Below are 16,747 nucleotides of genomic sequence, written 5' to 3' on the forward strand. Positions count from 1 at the left end.
GTACAACGTGATGGGGGCAGTGAAGTGAGTACTTCATACGAGAAGCTTGTCGAGGCGCTGCGGAAGTCGCTCGAAGAGGTCGGCTCGCTGAAGAAGCGGAACCGGCAACTCGTCAGCGCCTCCAGCGAGCCGGTGGCGATCGTGGGTATGGCGTGCCGACTGCCCGGCGGTGTCGACAGCCCCGAGGGGCTCTGGAACCTGGTCAGCGAGGGTCGGGACGGCGTCTCGGGCTTCCCCACCGACCGGGGCTGGGACCTGGACGGCCTGTTCGACGAGGACCCGGAGAACCGCGGCACCTCCTATGTGGACCAGGGCGGCTTCCTGCACCGGGCCGGCTTCTTCGACGGGGGTTTCTTCGGGATCTCGCCGCGTGAGGCGCTCGCGATGGACCCGCAGCAGCGGCTGCTGCTGGAGACCTCGTGGGAGGCCCTGGAGCGGGCCGGCATCGACCCGGCCACGCTGAAGGGCAGCGACGTCGGGGTGTTCAACGGCATCATGGGCGTCGACTACTTCGCCGGCGGGAGCGTGCCGCCCGAGCTGGAGGGCTTCACCGGGACGGGAGCGGCCGCCAGCGTGGCGTCCGGCCGGATCTCGTACGTGTTCGGCTTCGAGGGCCCGGCCGTCACGCTCGACACCGCCTGCTCGTCCTCGCTGGTGGCGATCCACCTGGCAGCCCAGGCGCTGCGCCGGGGCGAGTGCTCGATGGCGCTGGCCGGCGGTGCGACCGTGATGGCGACGCCCGGTCTCTTCATCGACTTCTCGCGGCAGCGCGGTCTGGCCGCCGACGGCCGGTGCAAGGCGTACGCGGACGCGGCGGACGGCACCGGCTGGGCCGAGGGCGCGGGTGTGGTGGTGCTGGAGCGGCTCTCCGAGGCGCGCCGCAAGGGGCATCACGTCCTGGCGGTGGTGCGCGGCAGCGCGGTGAACCAGGACGGCGCGTCCAACGGGCTGACCGCGCCGAACGGTCCCTCGCAGCAGCGGGTGATCCGCAAGGCCCTGGCCAACGCGGGCCTGACCACCGCCGATGTCGACCTGGTGGAGGGACACGGAACCGGGACGGTACTGGGCGACCCGATCGAGGCGCAGGCGCTGCTGGCGACCTACGGCCAGGACCGGCCCGCCGACCGGCCGTTGCGGCTCGGGTCGCTGAAGTCGAACATCGGCCACACCCAGGCCGCCGCCGGCGTGTCGGGCGTCATCAAGATGGTGCAGGCCCTGCGGCACGGCGTGATGCCGCCCACCCTGCACGTGGACGCGCCGTCCTCTCAGGTGGACTGGTCCGCCGGAGCGGTGGAGCTGCTGACCGAGGCGCGGGCGTGGCCGGAGACTGGCCGCCCCCGCCGGGCCGGTGTGTCCGGCTTCGGTGTCAGCGGCACCAACGCGCACCTGATCCTGGAGCAGGCCCCCGAGGAGGAGACGGCGCCGACGGTCGTGCCCGACGGCGTGGTCCCGCTGGTGCTGTCGGCCGCCTCGACCGCCGCGCTGGCCGGTCAGGCCGGCCGGCTGGCCGCCTTCGTCGAGGGCGCCGACCCTTCCGGGGCGGGCTCGTCGGTCGCGGTGGCGGGTGCGCTGATCGCCCAGCGTGCGGTCCTGGCCGAGCGCGCGGTCCTGGTGGCCGGTTCGCGGGAGGAGGCGCTGGCCGGGCTGGCCGCGTTGGCCCGCGGTGAGTCCGTGCCCGCCGGGGCGACCGGCAGCGCGTCGCCGTCGGGCGGTTCGGTTCGCACGGTGCTCGTCTTCCCGGGTCAGGGTTCCCAGCGGGTGGGGATGGGCCGGGAGTTGGCGGCGCGGTACCCGGTGTTCGCGGAGGCCTTCGACGCGGCGTGTGCGGCGTTGGACGCGCACTTGGCGGGCCGGGTGGAGCACGCGGTCAAGGACGTCGTGGACGGGACGGCGGGTTCGCTCGATCAGACGGTGTTCACCCAGGCGGGTCTGTTCGCGGTGGAGACGGCGTTGTTCCGGCTGGTGGAGTCGTGGGGTGTTCGGCCGGATGCGGTGTTGGGTCATTCGATCGGTGAGATCACGGCCGCGCATGTGGCGGGTGTGTTGTCGCTGGAGGACGCGGCGGCGGTGGTGGCGGCGCGGGGTCGGTTGATGCAGGCGTTGCCGTCGGGCGGTGCGATGGTGGCGGTCGCGGCGACGGAGGCCGAGGTCGCCGAGTTCCTGGGTGGCGGGGTGGACTTGGCGGCGGTGAACGGTCCGTCGTCGGTGGTGCTCTCCGGTGAGGAGGCGGCCGTGCTGAAGGCGGCCGAGAGTCTGAAGGCGCAGGGCCGCAAGGTCAAGCGGCTGACGGTCTCGCACGCCTTCCACTCGGCGTTGATGGAGCCGATGCTGGCGGAGTTCGCCACGGTGCTGGCCGGGGTGAGCTGGGGCGAGGCGCGGTTCCCGATCGTGTCCAACGTGACCGGCCAGGTGGCCGGGGCGGCTGAACTGGCCGACCCGGCCTACTGGGTGGACCACGTCAGGAAGCCGGTCCGGTTCGCCGACGGGATCGCCACGGCGGCCGGGCTCGATGACGCGGTCTTCGTCGAGCTGGGCCCGGGCGCCGCGCTGAGCGGCGTGGTGGACGAGACGGTCGACGGCCGTGCCGTGTCGGTGGCCGCGCTGCGCGACGGCCGCCCCGAGGCGCACACCCTGCTCGCCTCGGTGGCCGAACTCTTCGTCCGGGGCGCCGAGGTGGACTGGGCCAAGACCCTGCCCGCCGGACTCACGACCGCCCATCTGGACCTGCCCACCTACGCCTTCGACCACGAGCACTACTGGCTCCCCGCCACCCGGATCACCGACGCGGCCTCACTCGGCCAGGGCGCGGCGGATCACCCGCTGCTCGGCGCCGTGGTCCAACTCCCGCATTCCGACGGGCTGGTGTTCACCTCCCGGCTCTCCCTGCGGACGCACACCTGGCTGGCCGACCACGCCGTCGGGGGAGTGGTCCTGGTCCCCGGCACCGGGCTGGTGGAGCTGGCGGTGCGGGCCGGTGACGAGGTCGGCTGCGGCGTGCTGGACGAACTGGTCATCGAGGCACCGCTGGTGGTGCCCCAGCAGGGCGGTCTGCGCGTCCAGGTGGCCGTCGGCGGCCCCGACGAGCGCGGCGCCCGGACGGTGGAGGTCCACTCCTCCCGCGAGGACGCCGCGGACGCGTGGACCCGGCACGCCACCGGCACGCTGCTGCCGACCACGGCCGGTGCCACCGCGCCGACGTTCGACTTCACCGCCTGGCCCCCGCCCGGCGCTCGGCCGGTGGACATCACCGGCGGCTACGACCTGCTCGACCGGGCGGGTTACGCCTACGGCCGGTCGTTCCAGTGCGTGCGCACGGTCTGGCGGCGCGGCGAGGAGATCTTCGCCGAGGTCGCCCTGCCGGACGAACTGCGCGAGCAGGGGGCCCGGTTCGGCATCCACCCCGGCCTGCTCGACGCCGCCCTGCACTCCAGCATGCTGGACGCGGCGGCCGAGTTGGACGGGGCCGCGCCGGACGAAGAGCCGGTGGTGCGGCTGCCGTTCGCCTGGAACGGCCTGGTGCTGCACGCGGCGGGCGCCTCCTCGGTGCGCGTACGGGTGGCCCGGCCGGCGCCGGACGCGTTGTCGCTGGAGGCGGTCGACGACGCCGGTGGCCTCGTCCTGACGCTGGACTCGCTGGTCTCCCGGGCCGTCTCCGCCGAGCAGTTGGAGGCGGCGGCCGGGGCGCCGGGCACCGACGCGCTGTTCCGGGTGGAGTGGACGGAACTGGCAGCCCTTCCCGGCGACTCGGCCGGAGCGGCCCCGGAGTGGGCCCGGATCGCCACCCCGGCGGATCTCGCGGCCGTGTTCGACGGGACGGACGCCGGTGCGGCGCCGACGGCCGTGCTGCTGGCGGCCGGCACGGAGGGCGCCGACGACTCCCCGCTCGCCCTGACCCGGCGGGTGCTGGCCGTGGTCCAGGCCTGGCTGGCCGGACCGGGCCCGGAGGACGCCCGGCTGGTCGTGGCCACCCGGGGCGCGGTGGCCGCCGGTGGTGACGCCGCGGTGACCGACCCGGCCGCCGCCGCCCTCTGGGGCCTGCTCCGCGCGGCCCAGGCGGAGAACCCCGACCGGATCATCCTGCTCGACACCGATCCCGACACCGATCCCGACAGCGATCCCGAGGGCGGCCCCGGGGCGGTGCTCGCCGAGGTGCTCGCGCTCGGCGAGCCGCAGGTCGCGGTGCGCGGTGCGGCGCTGTACGGGCCGCGGCTGGCCCGGGCGGCCGTCGTCCGGGGGCCGGAGCCGGTCCTGGATCCGGCGGGGACGGTGCTGATCACCGGTGGGACGGGTTCGCTGGGCGCGGTGCTGGCCCGGCACCTGGTCACCGACCACGGTGTCCGGCAGCTGGTGCTGACCAGCCGGCGCGGCCTGGAGGCCGAGGGCGCCCGGGAGTTGGTGGCCGAGCTGGTCGAGCTGGGCGCCGAGTCGGTGACGGTGCCGGCCTGTGACGTGACCGACCGGGACGCGGTGGCCGAGCTGCTGACCACCGTCCGGCGCGACGGGCACCGGCTGACCGCCGTGGTCCACGCGGCGGGGGTCTTCGACGGTGGTGTGATCGGCGAGGTCGACCCGGAGCGGCTGGCGCGGGTGTTCGCGCCCAAGGTGACCGCGACCCGGCACCTGGACGAGCTGACCCGCGAACTCGCCCCCGATCTGGACGCGTTCATCACCTACTCGTCGGTCTCGGCGGTCTTCCTGGGCGCGGGCACCGGCAGCTACGCCGCCGCGAACGCGTTCATGGACGGGCTGATGGCCCGGCGCCGGGCGGACGGCCTGCCGGCGCTCTCACTGGCCTGGGGCCCGTGGGAGCAGAACGACGGGATGGGCGCCGACCTGGACGAGCTGTCCAGGAGCCGGATGAACCGGCGCGGCGGCGCACAGCCGCTGACGGCGGCGGAGGGCATGACGCTGTTCGACACCGCGCTGCACAGCGCCGAGGCGCTGCTGGTGCCGGTCAAGCTCGATCTGCGGGCCCTGCGCACGGCCGCCGCGGCCGGTGCCGGGGTGCCGACCCTGCTGCAGGGGCTGGTCCGCCCGGGGCGGCAGACGGCGCGTTCCACCGCGCTCGGCGGCGGCGCCGGCGGGCTGGCCGGCCGGCTGGCCGGGCTGGCGGCGGCCGAGCGCGAGGCGCTGCTGCTGGAGCTGGTCCGTACGCACGTCGCCTCGGTGCTCGGCCACGCGGGTGCGGCGCACGTCGCCGCCGAACGGGCCTTCAAGGACGCCGGGTTCGACTCGCTGACCTCCGTCGAGCTGCGCAACCGGCTGCGCGAGGCGACCGGTCTCGGCCTGCCTGCCACGGCGGTCTTCGACTACCCGACCCCGCTCGCCCTGGCCCGCTTCCTGGACGGCGAGTTCGACGGCACGGTGGCCCCGGCGGGCCCGGTCGTGCCGGCGACGGCGGTGCACGACCCGGACGATCCGGTGGCGATCGTCGGGATGGCCTGCCGGCTGCCCGGCGGGGTGGCCACCCCGGAGGACCTGTGGCAGCTGGTGGCCGAGGGGCGGGACGGCGTGTCGCTGTTCCCCTCCGACCGCGGCTGGGGCCTGGACGAGCTGTTCGACGCCGACCCGGAGAGCGAGGGCACCTCCTACGTCAGCCAGGGCGGGTTCCTGCACGAGGCACCCCTGTTCGACCCGGCCTTCTTCGGGATCTCGCCGCGCGAGGCACTCGCGATGGACCCGCAGCAGCGCCTGCTGCTGGAGACCTCGTGGGAGGCCATGGAGCGGGCCGGCATCGACCCGGGGGCGCTGAAGGGCACCGACGTCGGGGTGTTCAACGGCATCATGGGCGTCGACTACTACGCCGGCGGCACGGTGCCGGCCGAGCTGGGCGGGTTCGCCCTGACCGGCGCCGGGGCGAGCGTGGCCTCGGGCCGGGTGTCCTACGTGTTCGGCTTCGAGGGCCCGGCGGTCACGGTGGACACCGCCTGTTCCTCGTCGCTGGTGGCGATCCACCTGGCCGCGCAGGCGCTGCGGCAGGGCGAGTGCTCGCTGGCGCTGGCCGGCGGCTCGACGGTGATGTCCAGCCCGAGCATGTTCATGGAGTTCTCGCGGCAGAAGGCGCTGGCGACGGACGGCCGGTGCAAGTCCTACGCGGACGCGGCGGACGGCACCGGCTGGGCCGAGGGCGCGGGTGTGGTGGTGCTGGAGCGGCTGTCCGAGGCCCGGCGCAACGGCCACCGGGTGCTGGCGGTGGTGCGCGGCAGCGCGGTGAACCAGGACGGCGCCTCCAACGGTCTGACCGCGCCGAACGGTCCCTCGCAGCAGCGGGTGATCCGCAAGGCCCTCGCGGCGGCCGGTCTGTCGACCGCCGATGTCGACCTGGTGGAGGGACACGGAACCGGGACGGTGCTGGGCGACCCGATCGAGGCGCAGGCCCTGCTGGCCACCTACGGGCGCGGCCGCGACCCGCGGCGGCCGCTCTGGCTGGGTTCGCTGAAGTCCAACATCGGCCACGCCCAGGCGGCGGCCGGTGTGTCGGGTGTGATCAAGATGGTGCAGGCGCTGCGGCACGGCGTGATGCCGGCGACCCTGCACGTGGACGCGCCGTCCTCGCAGGTGGACTGGACGGCGGGCGCCGTCGAGCTGCTGACCGAGGCGCGGCAGTGGCCGGAGACGGACCGGCCGCGCCGGGCCGGGGTCTCCTCCTTCGGGCTGAGCGGGACGAACGCGCACGTGATCCTGGAGCAGGCCCCGCCGGAGGAGCCGGCGCCGGCCCCGGCGGAGGCCGCTCCCGACACGGTGGTGCCCCTGGTGCTCTCGGCGAGGAGCGCCGTGTCGCTGGCGGGCCAGGCCGAGCGGCTGACGGCCCTCGCGGGGGCGGTCGACACGGCGGCGCTGGCCGGTGCGCTGGTCTCCCGGCGGGCGTTGCTCCCGGAGCGCGCCGTGCTGGTGGCCGGCTCCTCGCGGGAGGCACTGGACGGGCTGGCCGCGCTGGCGGCCGGCGGGAGCGACCCGGCGGTGGTGACCGGCAGCGCCGGCTCCTCGGCCGCGGCGGGCCGGACGGTGCTGGTGTTCCCCGGCCAGGGGGCGCAGTGGGTCGGCATGGGCCGTGAACTGCTCGACTCCTCGCCGGTGTTCGCCGAGCGCGTCGCGGAGTGCGCCCGGGCCCTGGAGCCGTGGGTGGACTGGTCGCTGGAGGAGGTGCTGCGCGGTGAGGCCCCCGCCGAGGTCCTGGACCGGGGCGATGTGGTGCAGCCGGCGAGCTTCGCCGTGATGCTCGGGCTGGCGTCCGTCTGGGCGTCGGTGGGCGTGGTGCCGGACGCGGTCCTGGGCCACTCGCAGGGCGAGATCGCGGCCGCCTGCGTGGCGGGCGCGCTGTCCCTGGAGGACGCCGCCCGGATCGTGGCGGTGCGCAGCCAGGTGATCGCCGGTCAGCTGGCCGGCCTCGGCGGCATGGCCTCGGTGGCCCTCCCCGAGGCGGAGGCGGCGGCCCGGCTGGAGCGCTGGTCGGGCCGGCTGGAGGTCGCGGTGGTCAACGGCCCCTCGTCGGTCGTCGTCGCCGGTGACCTCGACGTGCTGGACGAGGCCGTCGAGGCGATGACCGCCGACGGGGTCCGGGTGCGCCGGGTCGCGGTGGACTTCGCCTCCCACACCCGGCACGCCGAGGCGCTGGAGCAGACCCTGGCGGAGGCGTTCGCGGACATCCGCGGCCGGGCGCCGCTGGTCCCGTTCTTCTCGACGGTGACCGGTGAGTGGGTCCGCGAGGCCGGTGTCATCGACGGCGGCTACGTGTACCGGAACCTGCGCGGCCAGGTGCGGTTCGGGCCGGCCGTGGCCACGCTGCTGAGCGAGGGGCACACCGTCTTCGTGGAGGCCAGTACCCACCCGGTGCTGGCCCAGCCGATCACCGAGGTGGCGGAACAGACCGGGGCCGAGGCCCTGGTGGTCGGCTCGCTGCGCCGCGACGAGGGCGGCCCGCGCCGGCTGCTGGCCTCGATGGCCGAACTCTTCGTCCGGGGCGTGGCCGTGGACTGGACCGGGGTGTTGCCCGCCGGCGCCGAGGGCGCCGGGGTGGAGCTGCCGACCTACGCCTTCGACCACCAGCACTACTGGCTGCAGATGGCCAGGGCCGCCACCGACGCGACCTCGCTGGGCCTGGCGGGGGTGGACCATCCGCTGCTGGGCGCGGTGGTGGAGGTTCCCGAGACGGGCGGGGTGCTGTGCACCTCGCGGCTGTCGCTGCGCACCCACCCGTGGCTGGCCGACCACGCCGTCGGTGACGTGGTCCTGCTGCCCGGCACCGGTCTGGTGGAGCTGGCGGTGCGGGCCGGTGACGAGGTCGGCTGCGGCACGCTGGACGAGCTGGTGATCGAGGCCCCGCTGATCCTGCCCGCCCAGGGCGGCGTCCGGGTGCAGGTCACCGTCGGCGGCCCGGACGAGAACGGCGCCCGTCCGGTGGCCGTCTACTCGACCCGCGAGGAGAGCGTCGGCGAGCCGTGGACCCGGCACGCCACCGGGGTGCTCACGGCCGCGGCGCGGCCGGCCGGCTCCGGGTTCGACTTCACCGCCTGGCCGCCGCCCGGCGCGGAGCGGGTGGAGATCTCCCCCGAGGAGTTCTACGCCGGTCTGCTGGAGCACGACTACGTCTACGGGCCGGTGTTCCGCGGCCTGCGGGCGGCCTGGCGGCGCGGCGACGAGGTCTTCGCCGAGATCGCGCTGCCGGAGGAGGACCGGGCCGGCGCCGCCGGGTACGGCATCCACCCGGCGCTGCTGGACGCGGCGCTGCACGCCAAGGCGTTCCTGAGCGCGGGCGACGGGCGCACGATGCTGCCGTTCGCCTGGAACGGGCTGGCCCTGCACGCCGCGGGCGCCTCGTCGCTGCGGGTGCGGGTCGCCCAGCCGGCACCGGACGCGCTCTCGCTGGAGGCGGTCGACGAGGCCGGCGGCCCGGTGCTGACGGCGGACTCGCTGGTGTTCCGTCCGGTGTCCGCCGAGCAGTTGGGCGCGGCGGCCGGGCGTACGGGCGGCGACTCGCTGTTCGCGGTGGACTGGACGGAGGTGCGGCCGGCCGAGCCCGCCGGGGCGCCGTCCTGGCTGCGGCTGTCCACCGCCGAGGAGGTCGCGACGCTCGCGGAGGACGCGCTGTCCGGGGCGGCGGTCCCGGCGACGGCGCTCCTGGAAGCGGTCACCGGCGGCGACGCTGACAGCCCGCTGGAGGTGACGGACCGCGTGCTGGAGGTCGTCCAGACCTGGCTGGCCGGTACCGGGCTGGAGGACACCCGGCTGGTGGTGGTGACCAGGGGCGCGGTGCCGGCCGGCGGCGACGCCACGGTGGTGGACCCGGCCGGCGCCGCCGTCTGGGGCCTGGTCCGGGCCGCGCAGGCGGAGAACCCGGACCGGATCGTGCTGCTGGACACCGACGCGGCCGACCCGGTGGACGTCGAGTCGCTGCCCGGGTCGGTGCTCGGCCGGGTGCTGGCCGTCGGCGAGCCGCAGGTCGCGGTGCGCGGTTCGGCCCTGTACGTGCCCCGGCTGGCCCGGGCCGTCGCCGCCGACCGCGCGGAGCCGGTCCTGGATCCGGCGGGGACGGTGCTGATCACCGGTGGGACGGGTTCGCTGGGCGCGGTGCTGGCGCGGCACCTGGTCACCCGGCACGGGGTCCGGCAGCTGGTGCTGACCAGCCGGCGTGGTCTGGAGGCCGAGGGCGCGCGGGAGTTGGTGGCCGAGCTGGTCGAGCTGGGCGCCGAGTCGGTGACGGTGCCGGCCTGTGACGTGACCGACCGGGACGCGGTGGCCGAGCTGCTGGCCACCGTCCAGCGCGACGGGCGCCGGCTGACCGCCGTCCTGCACGCCGCGGGTCTGTTCGACGCGGGGGTGATCGGGGAGGTCGACCGGGAGCGGCTGGAGCGGGTGTTCGGCGCGAAGGTGACCGCGACGCAGCACCTGGACGAGCTGACCCGCAAGCTGGCACCGGAGTTGGACGCGTTCGTGGTCTACTCCTCGGTCTCGGCGGTGTTCCTGGGCGCGGGCACGGGCGCCTACGCGGCGGCGAACGCGTTCATGGACGGGCTGATGGCCCGGCGCCGGGCGGCCGGGCTGCCGGCGCTCTCGCTGGCCTGGGGCCTGTGGGAGCAGGACTCGGGCATGGCGGCCAACACCGACGACCTCACCCGCAGCCGGCTGAACCGGCGCGGCGGTCTGCTGGGGATGACGCCGGCCGAGGGCATGGAGCTGTTCGACACCGCGCTGCGCGCCGACCGGGCGCTGCTGGTGCCGGCCAAGCTGGACCTGCGGGCCCTGCGCGCCGACGCCGCGGCCGGGCGCGAGGCGCCACCGCTGCTGCGCGGGCTGGTGCGGGCGAGCCGGCAGTCGGCCCGGGCGGCCGTCTCCGGTGACGAGCGCCGCCGGCTGGCCGAGCGACTGGCCGGACTGCCCGGCGCGGAGCGGACGACGCTCCTGCTGGACGTGGTCCGCGCCCAGGTGGCGGTGGTCCTCGGCTACAGCGCGTCGCACCACATCGACGTGGACCAGGGCCTGTTCGAGATCGGCTTCGACTCGCTGACCGCGCTCGAACTGCGCAACCGGCTGGGCGAACTGATGGGGGCGAAGCTCTCGGCCGGCCTTGTTTTCGATCACCCGACGCCGGGGAGGATTGTCGCGCACATGCAAGAGCGCATGTTCGGCGAGGGGGCGGGGGGCGTCGCGGCGATCTCGGTCTGAGCCGTTCCGGCCGGGCCGCCGACGCGGCCCGGCCCAGGGGGCCCGCGCGGCCCCGAGCCGGACCGGGTCCGGCCCCCGACCGGCCCCGAGCCGGGACACCGGACCGGCCCCGAGCCGGCCCGCGAACACGAGAGGAGATGACGACATGTTCGACGCGGACGCCTACCTCCGGCGCATCGGTTGCGCCGGGCGGACGGGCGTGGACATCGAGACGCTGCGGACGCTGCACAAGCGGCATCTGATGGCGATCCCGTACAACATCGCCGCCCAGGACTTCACCGACGGCGTCAACCTCGTCGATCTCGACGAGGACGCCGTGTTCGAGACGGCCGTCGTCCAGGGGCGGGGCGGCACCTGCTTCCAGCTGAACCGGCTGTTCTTCCGGCTGCTCGGCGTCCTGGGCTACCAGGTCTCCCTGATGGCGGCCAGTACCGCCGAGGGCAGGGAGAACTTCGGTACCGAGATCGAGCACATGTTCGTCCGGGTGACGCTGGACGGCGAGGAGTGGCTGGTCGACGTCGGCTACCCGGGGCCCTCCTACCTCGAACCGCTGCTGGTCACCGACGCGGTGCAGACCCAGTTCGGCTGCCAGTACCGGCTGGTGGACAAGGGCGACGGCGACTTCGCGCTGCAGCGCCGGGGGCGGGTGACCCGCTGGAGCGTCGTCTACACCTTCAAGCTGCTGCCCCGCCGGTGGAGCGACTGGAAGGAGCTGGAGGACCGCGCCCGGGAGAACCCGGCCCCGCCCCCGGAGGGGGACATGCAGGGCGTGCTCTACGGCCGGGCGTTCGAGGACGGCCAGGCCGTCCTGAAGGGCCGGCGCCATCTGACGGTCCGGGACGGCCGGGAGCGGGTCCGCACCGTCGTCGACGACGGCGAGCACCGGGTGCTCGTCGGCACGATCGTGTCCGGGGAACTCCCCTGACGCGCAGCAGCACCATCCGCAGACGATGTACGACACATTCTGGAAGGAAAACCAATGGCGAAGAAGTCGGCTGATGTGGTTGTCATCGGCGGTGGCCCGGCCGGCGCGGTCAGCGCCTTTGTCCTGGCGAAGCAGGGCCATTCCGTGGTGCTCCTGGAGCGCGACGAGTTTCCGCGCTTTCACATAGGCGAGTCCCTGCTGCCCTACATGATGGGCCTTTTCGACCGGATCGGTCTGCGGGAGGCGCTGGAGACCAGGGGCTACGTCCCGAAGTTCGGTGGCGAATTCATCGACCCGACGGAGAAGAAGTTCTTCTCCGGGGTCTTCCGCGCGGACTTCAGCAAGCAGGGCGAGGGGCGCTTCGACCGCGCCTTCCAGGTCGAGCGCGCCCGGTTCGACGCGATGCTCGTCGAGGAGGCGGGCAAGGCCGGTGCGGAGGTCCACCTCGGCGCCGGCGTCAAGGACCTGCTGATGGAGGGCGACCGGATGGTCGGCGTCAGCTACGAGAAGGACGGCGAGGAGCACGAGGTCCGGGCGTCCTACGTGATCGACGCCAGCGGCCGGTCCGGCCGCATCGCCAACAAGTTCGGGCTCCGCAAGACGCTGGAGAAGCTCCGGATGGTCGGGGTGTTCCGGCACTACGAGGGCCTCGACGAGAAGCACAACCTCGGCGCCGAGGGCGACATCCAGGTCGGCGCGCACAACGACGGCTGGGTGTGGGCGATCCCGATCTCCAAGGAGGTCATCAGCGTCGGCACCGTGATGCCGCGCGACGTGTTCCGCGCGACCACGCCGGAGGCGGCGTTCGACGAGCACCTGAACCGGGTGCCGCGGATCACCGCGCGACTGACCGGCACCCGCCCCAGCATGGACCTCAAGATCGAGACGGACTACTGCTACCACGCGGACACCGTCACCGGCCCCGGCTGGGTCATGGTCGGCGACGCGGGCTGCTTCGGCGACCCGATGTTCTCCGGCGGGGTGCTCGTCGCGACGGCCACCGCCACCCGCGCCGCCGAGACGATCGACGCGGCGCTGAAGGCCCCGGCCGACGCCGACGCGCTGATCGACGAGTACTCGAACTACTTCAAGACCGGGTACGACACCTACATCCGGCTCATCCACGCCTTCTACGACGGCGAGCTGGTCTCGGTGGCCGCCGACGCCGGCCGGACCACCTCGCGCGACGCGCTGGAGCGCTACCTGATCCGCCTGATCGGCGGCGACTTCTGGAGCGAGCACAACGCGGTGGCGCAGGAGATGCGCCGTCGGCCGGAGTGGGACACCTTCGCGCCGTTCCAGCGGGTCTTCGGCTGCCCGTCCTACCCGCAGCTGGACGAGCACGACCGCAAGGAGCGGGCCGAGGCCCGGATCCTGCGGGTGACCACCGGCCAGTAGCGGCCGGCACGCTCCCGCACGCCCGGGATCCCGGCGGCCGACCGCCGCCGGGGCCCCGGGCGCGGCCCCGGGCGCGCACACCAACGGACAGCAGGAGCGGTACCGAGCAGCACGCGCGCCGCCGAGCGGGCGCGCACCACCGAACAGTCGGCGTGCCAGGTCTACAGAACAGGTTGAAGCGGCGTGAGAGAACAAGTTCCGGTGCGCATCGGCGACCGTTCGTACGACGTGCTCATCGGCCCCGGAGTGCGCTCCTCCTTGGCCGAGGTGATCCGCGGCCTGGGCGCCCGGCGGGTGGCGGTGGTGTCGGCGCGGCCCGCGGAGTGGGTCCCCGAGACCGGCGTCGAGACCCTGCTGCTGCCCGCCCGGGACGGTGAGCCGGACAAGAACCTGGCCACCGTCGAGGCGCTCTGCGCGGAGTTCGTGCGGTTCGGTCTCACCCGGTCCGACGCCGTGGTCTCCTGCGGCGGCGGCACCACCACCGACGTGGTCGGCCTGGCGGCGGCGCTCTACCACCGCGGCGTACCCGTCGTGCACCTGCCGACCACGCTGCTCGCCCAGGTGGACGCCAGCGTCGGCGGCAAGACGGCGGTCAACCTGCCGTCCGGCAAGAACCTGGTGGGCGCCTACTGGCAGCCCGCCGCGGTGCTCTGCGACACCGACTACCTGTCGACGCTGCCGCGCCGCGAACTGCTCAACGGGCTGGGCGAGATCGCCCGCTGCCACTTCATCGGCGCCGGTGACCTGCGTCCCCTCGGGCTGGCGGACCGGATCGCGGCCAGCGTGACCCTCAAGGCCGGCATCGTCTCGGCCGACGAGCGCGACACCGGGCCGCGGCACCTGCTCAACTACGGCCACACCCTGGGCCACGCCCTGGAGGTGGCCACCGACTTCGCGCTGCGCCACGGTGAGGCGGTCGCCGTCGGCACCGTCTTCGCGGGCCTGCTCGCCGGCGTGCTGGACCGGATCGACCCGGCCCGGGTGGACGAGCACCGGGAGGTCGTCGCCTCCTACGGCCTGCCGGGCGCGCTGCCCGAGGGCGTGGACCCGGCCGACCTGGTCCGGCTGATGCGCCGGGACAAGAAGGCCCTGAGCGGGCTGGCCTTCGTCCTGGACGGTCCCGGGGGCGCGGCACTGGTCCACGACGTGCCCGAGTGGGCCGTCGAGGAGGCCCTGGCGCGGATGGAGCGGCAGCCGCTCGCCCGCCTGATCGGGCAGGACGGCGACGGGCGGGGCGGCGACGGGCGGGGCGGCGACGGGCACGACCGCGACGGATCCGCCGGAACGGGAGCACCGGTGACATGAGGCACTCACCACAGCCGCCCGCCGGCCGGGCCCCGGAGCGGACCGGCCCCCCGGTGCGCCGGTCGCCGGCCGACCGCCTCGCCGCCGCACTGGCCCGCCCCGCGGCGCAGCAGCCCCGCTGGCCGGACGAGGACCGGGCCCGGGAGGTGCTCGCCCGGCTGCGCGCCGCCGCCCCGATCGTGACGCCCGCCGAGACCGCGCTGCTGTCCGAACGGCTCGCGGCCGTCGCCCGGGGCGAGGCGTTCCTGCTCCAGAGCGGGGACTGCGCGGAGACCTTCGCCGACAACACCGAGCCGCACCTGCGCGCCAACCTGGGCCTGCTGAAGCGGATGGCCCTGGTGTTCACCCACGCCACCGGGCTGCCGGTGGTGCCGGTCGCCCGGGCCGCCGGCCAGTACGCCAAGCCGCGCTCCCAGCAGGTCGACGCCCAGGGCCTGCCGGTCTACCGCGGCGACATCGTCAACGGCGTCGAACCCACCCTCGCCGCCCGTACGCCGGACCCGGAGCGGATGCTGCGGGCCCACACCGAGGCCGCCCGCACGATGGCCACCGCCCGCCGGCTGTGCCGCGAGGACCTGGGCGACCCGCACGCGCTGCACGCCGAGAACCTCCGCTTCGTCCGGAACTCGCCCGCAGGCGCCCGGTACGCGCCGGCGGTCGAGGAGATCGGCCGCGGCCTGCGCCTCATGTCGGCCCTCGGGGCCCGCGGGCGGACGGCGCGGCAGAGCGAGATCTACGTCAGCCACGAGGCCCTGCTGCTGGACTACGAGAGTGCCGTGCTCCAGGTGGCCGAGGACGGACCGGAGCCGCTGTTCTCCAGCGGACTGGCGCACTTCCTCTGGATCGGGGAGCGGACCCGCGGGCCGCAGGACGCCCACATCGCCTTCGCGGAGCTGCTGGCCAACCCGATCGGGGTGAAGATCGGCCCGGGGACCACACCCGAGCAGGCGGTCGAGTACGTGCGCCGGCTCGACCCGCACGGCACGCCCGGCCGGCTGACGCTGATCAGCCGGATGGGACACGCGCGGGTGCGCGAGGCGCTCCCGCCGATCGTCGAGAAGGTCACCGCCTCCGGTCACCAGGTGGTCTGGCAGTGCGACCCGATGCACGGCAACACCCGCACGGCGGACAACGGGTACAAGACCCGCCACGTCGACCACGTCGTCGCGGAGATCGCCGGCTTCCTCGACGTGCACCGGGCGCTCGGCACCCACCCCGGCGGCCTCCACCTGGAGGCGACCGGCGAGGACGTCACCGAGTGCCTCGGCGGGGCCCGGGGGATCGCCGAGCACGATCTGCCCGCCCGCTACCGGACCGCCTGCGACCCGCGCCTCAACGCCGAGCAGTCGATGGAAGTCGCCTTCACCGTCGCCGAGTCGTTCGCCGACCTGTTCCCGTCGGGCATCGCGCCCGGCCCCGAGAGGCTCCGATGACCGACACCCCGCGGCGCACCCCGGCCCCGCCGTCCGCCGACACGCCGCCGTCCGCCGACACGCCGCAGGGCGTGCCCGTCAGCGGTGCCACCCGCCTGTACGCGGTACTCGGCGACCCGGTCGCCCAGGTCCAGTCGCCCGGCCTGCTGAACCCGCTGTTCGCGCGGCTGGGCATCGACGCGGTGCTCGTCCCGGTGCACGCCCGGCCCGGCGACCTGGCGACGGTGGTCCGCGGTCTGCAGCACATCGGCAACCTGGACGGCCTGTTCGTCACCGTGCCGCACAAGGCCGCCGCCGCCGGCCTCGCCGACCGGCGCAGCCGCACCGTGGAGATCACCGGCACCGCCAACGTCCTGCGCCGCGAACCGGACGGCGGCTGGCTCGCGGAGAACTTCGACGGCTCCGGCTTCGTCGCGGGCCTGGCCCTGGCCGGCCACGACGTCCGCGGCCGCCGGGTCGCACTGGCCGGCGCCGGCGGGGCGGGCAGCGCCATCGCCGCCGCCGTGCTCGCGGCCGGCGCCGAGCGGCTCGCCGTCACCGACCCGGACGGGCCCCGGCTGGCCGCGCTGGTGGCCCGGCTGGCCGAGCACTGGCCCGGCCGGGTCCGGGCCGCGGCCGAACCGCCCTTGCACGACAGCGACATCGCGGTGAACGCCAGCCCGCTGGGCCTGCGCTCCGGCGACCCGTTGCCGTTCCGCCCGGACGCCCTCGCGCCCGGCGGCGTGGTGGCGGACATCATCATGAAACCGAGGGAGACGCCACTGCTGCGGCAGGCGGCCGCCCTGGGGTTCGACGTCCATCACGGAATCCACATGCTGAACGGTCAAGTGGACGAGTACCGCGCATTCTTCGGACTGCGCTGACCGGTGATCAGCAGGTCGGGGCCGACGACTACCAGACCGAGGGATGTGGGGCGCCGAGGATGGCGCCTACTGTGAGGCCGCAATACCTTGCGTGAAATCCCAGGGGCCATTGTTCCGCTTTCCGTCGGCCACGCGCCCCGCCCGCTCAATCCGCCCGGCAG

General features: G+C 74.8%; 6 protein-coding genes. All 6 read left to right on the forward strand.

Going from position 1 to position 16,747, the window contains the following annotated elements; all coding sequences use genetic code 11:
* The first annotated feature begins 24 nt into the window (after positions 1 to 24).
* The 6 genes from ACFXHB_RS09705 to ACFXHB_RS09730 all read left to right on the forward strand — a co-directional run bounded on the left by ACFXHB_RS09705 (position 25) and on the right by ACFXHB_RS09730 (position 16,586).
* Complete coding sequence (locus tag ACFXHB_RS09705) at positions 25 to 10,662, forward strand: type I polyketide synthase (RefSeq protein WP_380573347.1); 10,638 nt, start codon at positions 25 to 27, stop codon at positions 10,660 to 10,662.
* A 145-nt stretch (positions 10,663 to 10,807) separates the two neighbouring features.
* On the forward strand, positions 10,808 to 11,587 hold the full coding sequence (locus tag ACFXHB_RS09710; RefSeq protein WP_380573348.1) for an arylamine N-acetyltransferase: 780 nt from the start codon (positions 10,808 to 10,810) through the stop codon (positions 11,585 to 11,587).
* 54 nt (positions 11,588 to 11,641) lie between these two features.
* Positions 11,642 to 12,985, forward strand: coding sequence for an NAD(P)/FAD-dependent oxidoreductase (locus ACFXHB_RS09715; RefSeq protein ID WP_380573349.1), 1,344 nt, complete (start codon positions 11,642 to 11,644; stop codon positions 12,983 to 12,985).
* A gap of 183 nt (positions 12,986 to 13,168) precedes the next feature.
* Positions 13,169 to 14,290 (forward strand): 3-dehydroquinate synthase family protein, encoded by a 1,122-nt coding sequence (locus ACFXHB_RS09720; protein WP_380573350.1) that lies wholly within the window; start codon positions 13,169 to 13,171, stop codon positions 14,288 to 14,290.
* Positions 14,287 to 15,723, forward strand: a complete 1,437-nt coding sequence (locus tag ACFXHB_RS09725) for a 3-deoxy-7-phosphoheptulonate synthase (RefSeq protein ID WP_380573351.1) — start codon at positions 14,287 to 14,289, stop codon at positions 15,721 to 15,723. Before ACFXHB_RS09720 ends, ACFXHB_RS09725 begins: the two co-directional genes overlap by 4 nt.
* Positions 15,720 to 16,586, forward strand: coding sequence for a shikimate dehydrogenase family protein (locus ACFXHB_RS09730; protein WP_380573352.1), 867 nt, complete (start codon positions 15,720 to 15,722; stop codon positions 16,584 to 16,586). The genes ACFXHB_RS09725 and ACFXHB_RS09730 overlap by 4 nt, the downstream gene beginning before the upstream one ends.
* Positions 16,587 to 16,747 lie beyond the last annotated feature (161 nt).

Source organism: Kitasatospora sp. NPDC059327 (assembly GCF_042752535.1).
Lineage (GTDB): Bacteria > Actinomycetota > Actinomycetes > Streptomycetales > Streptomycetaceae > Kitasatospora.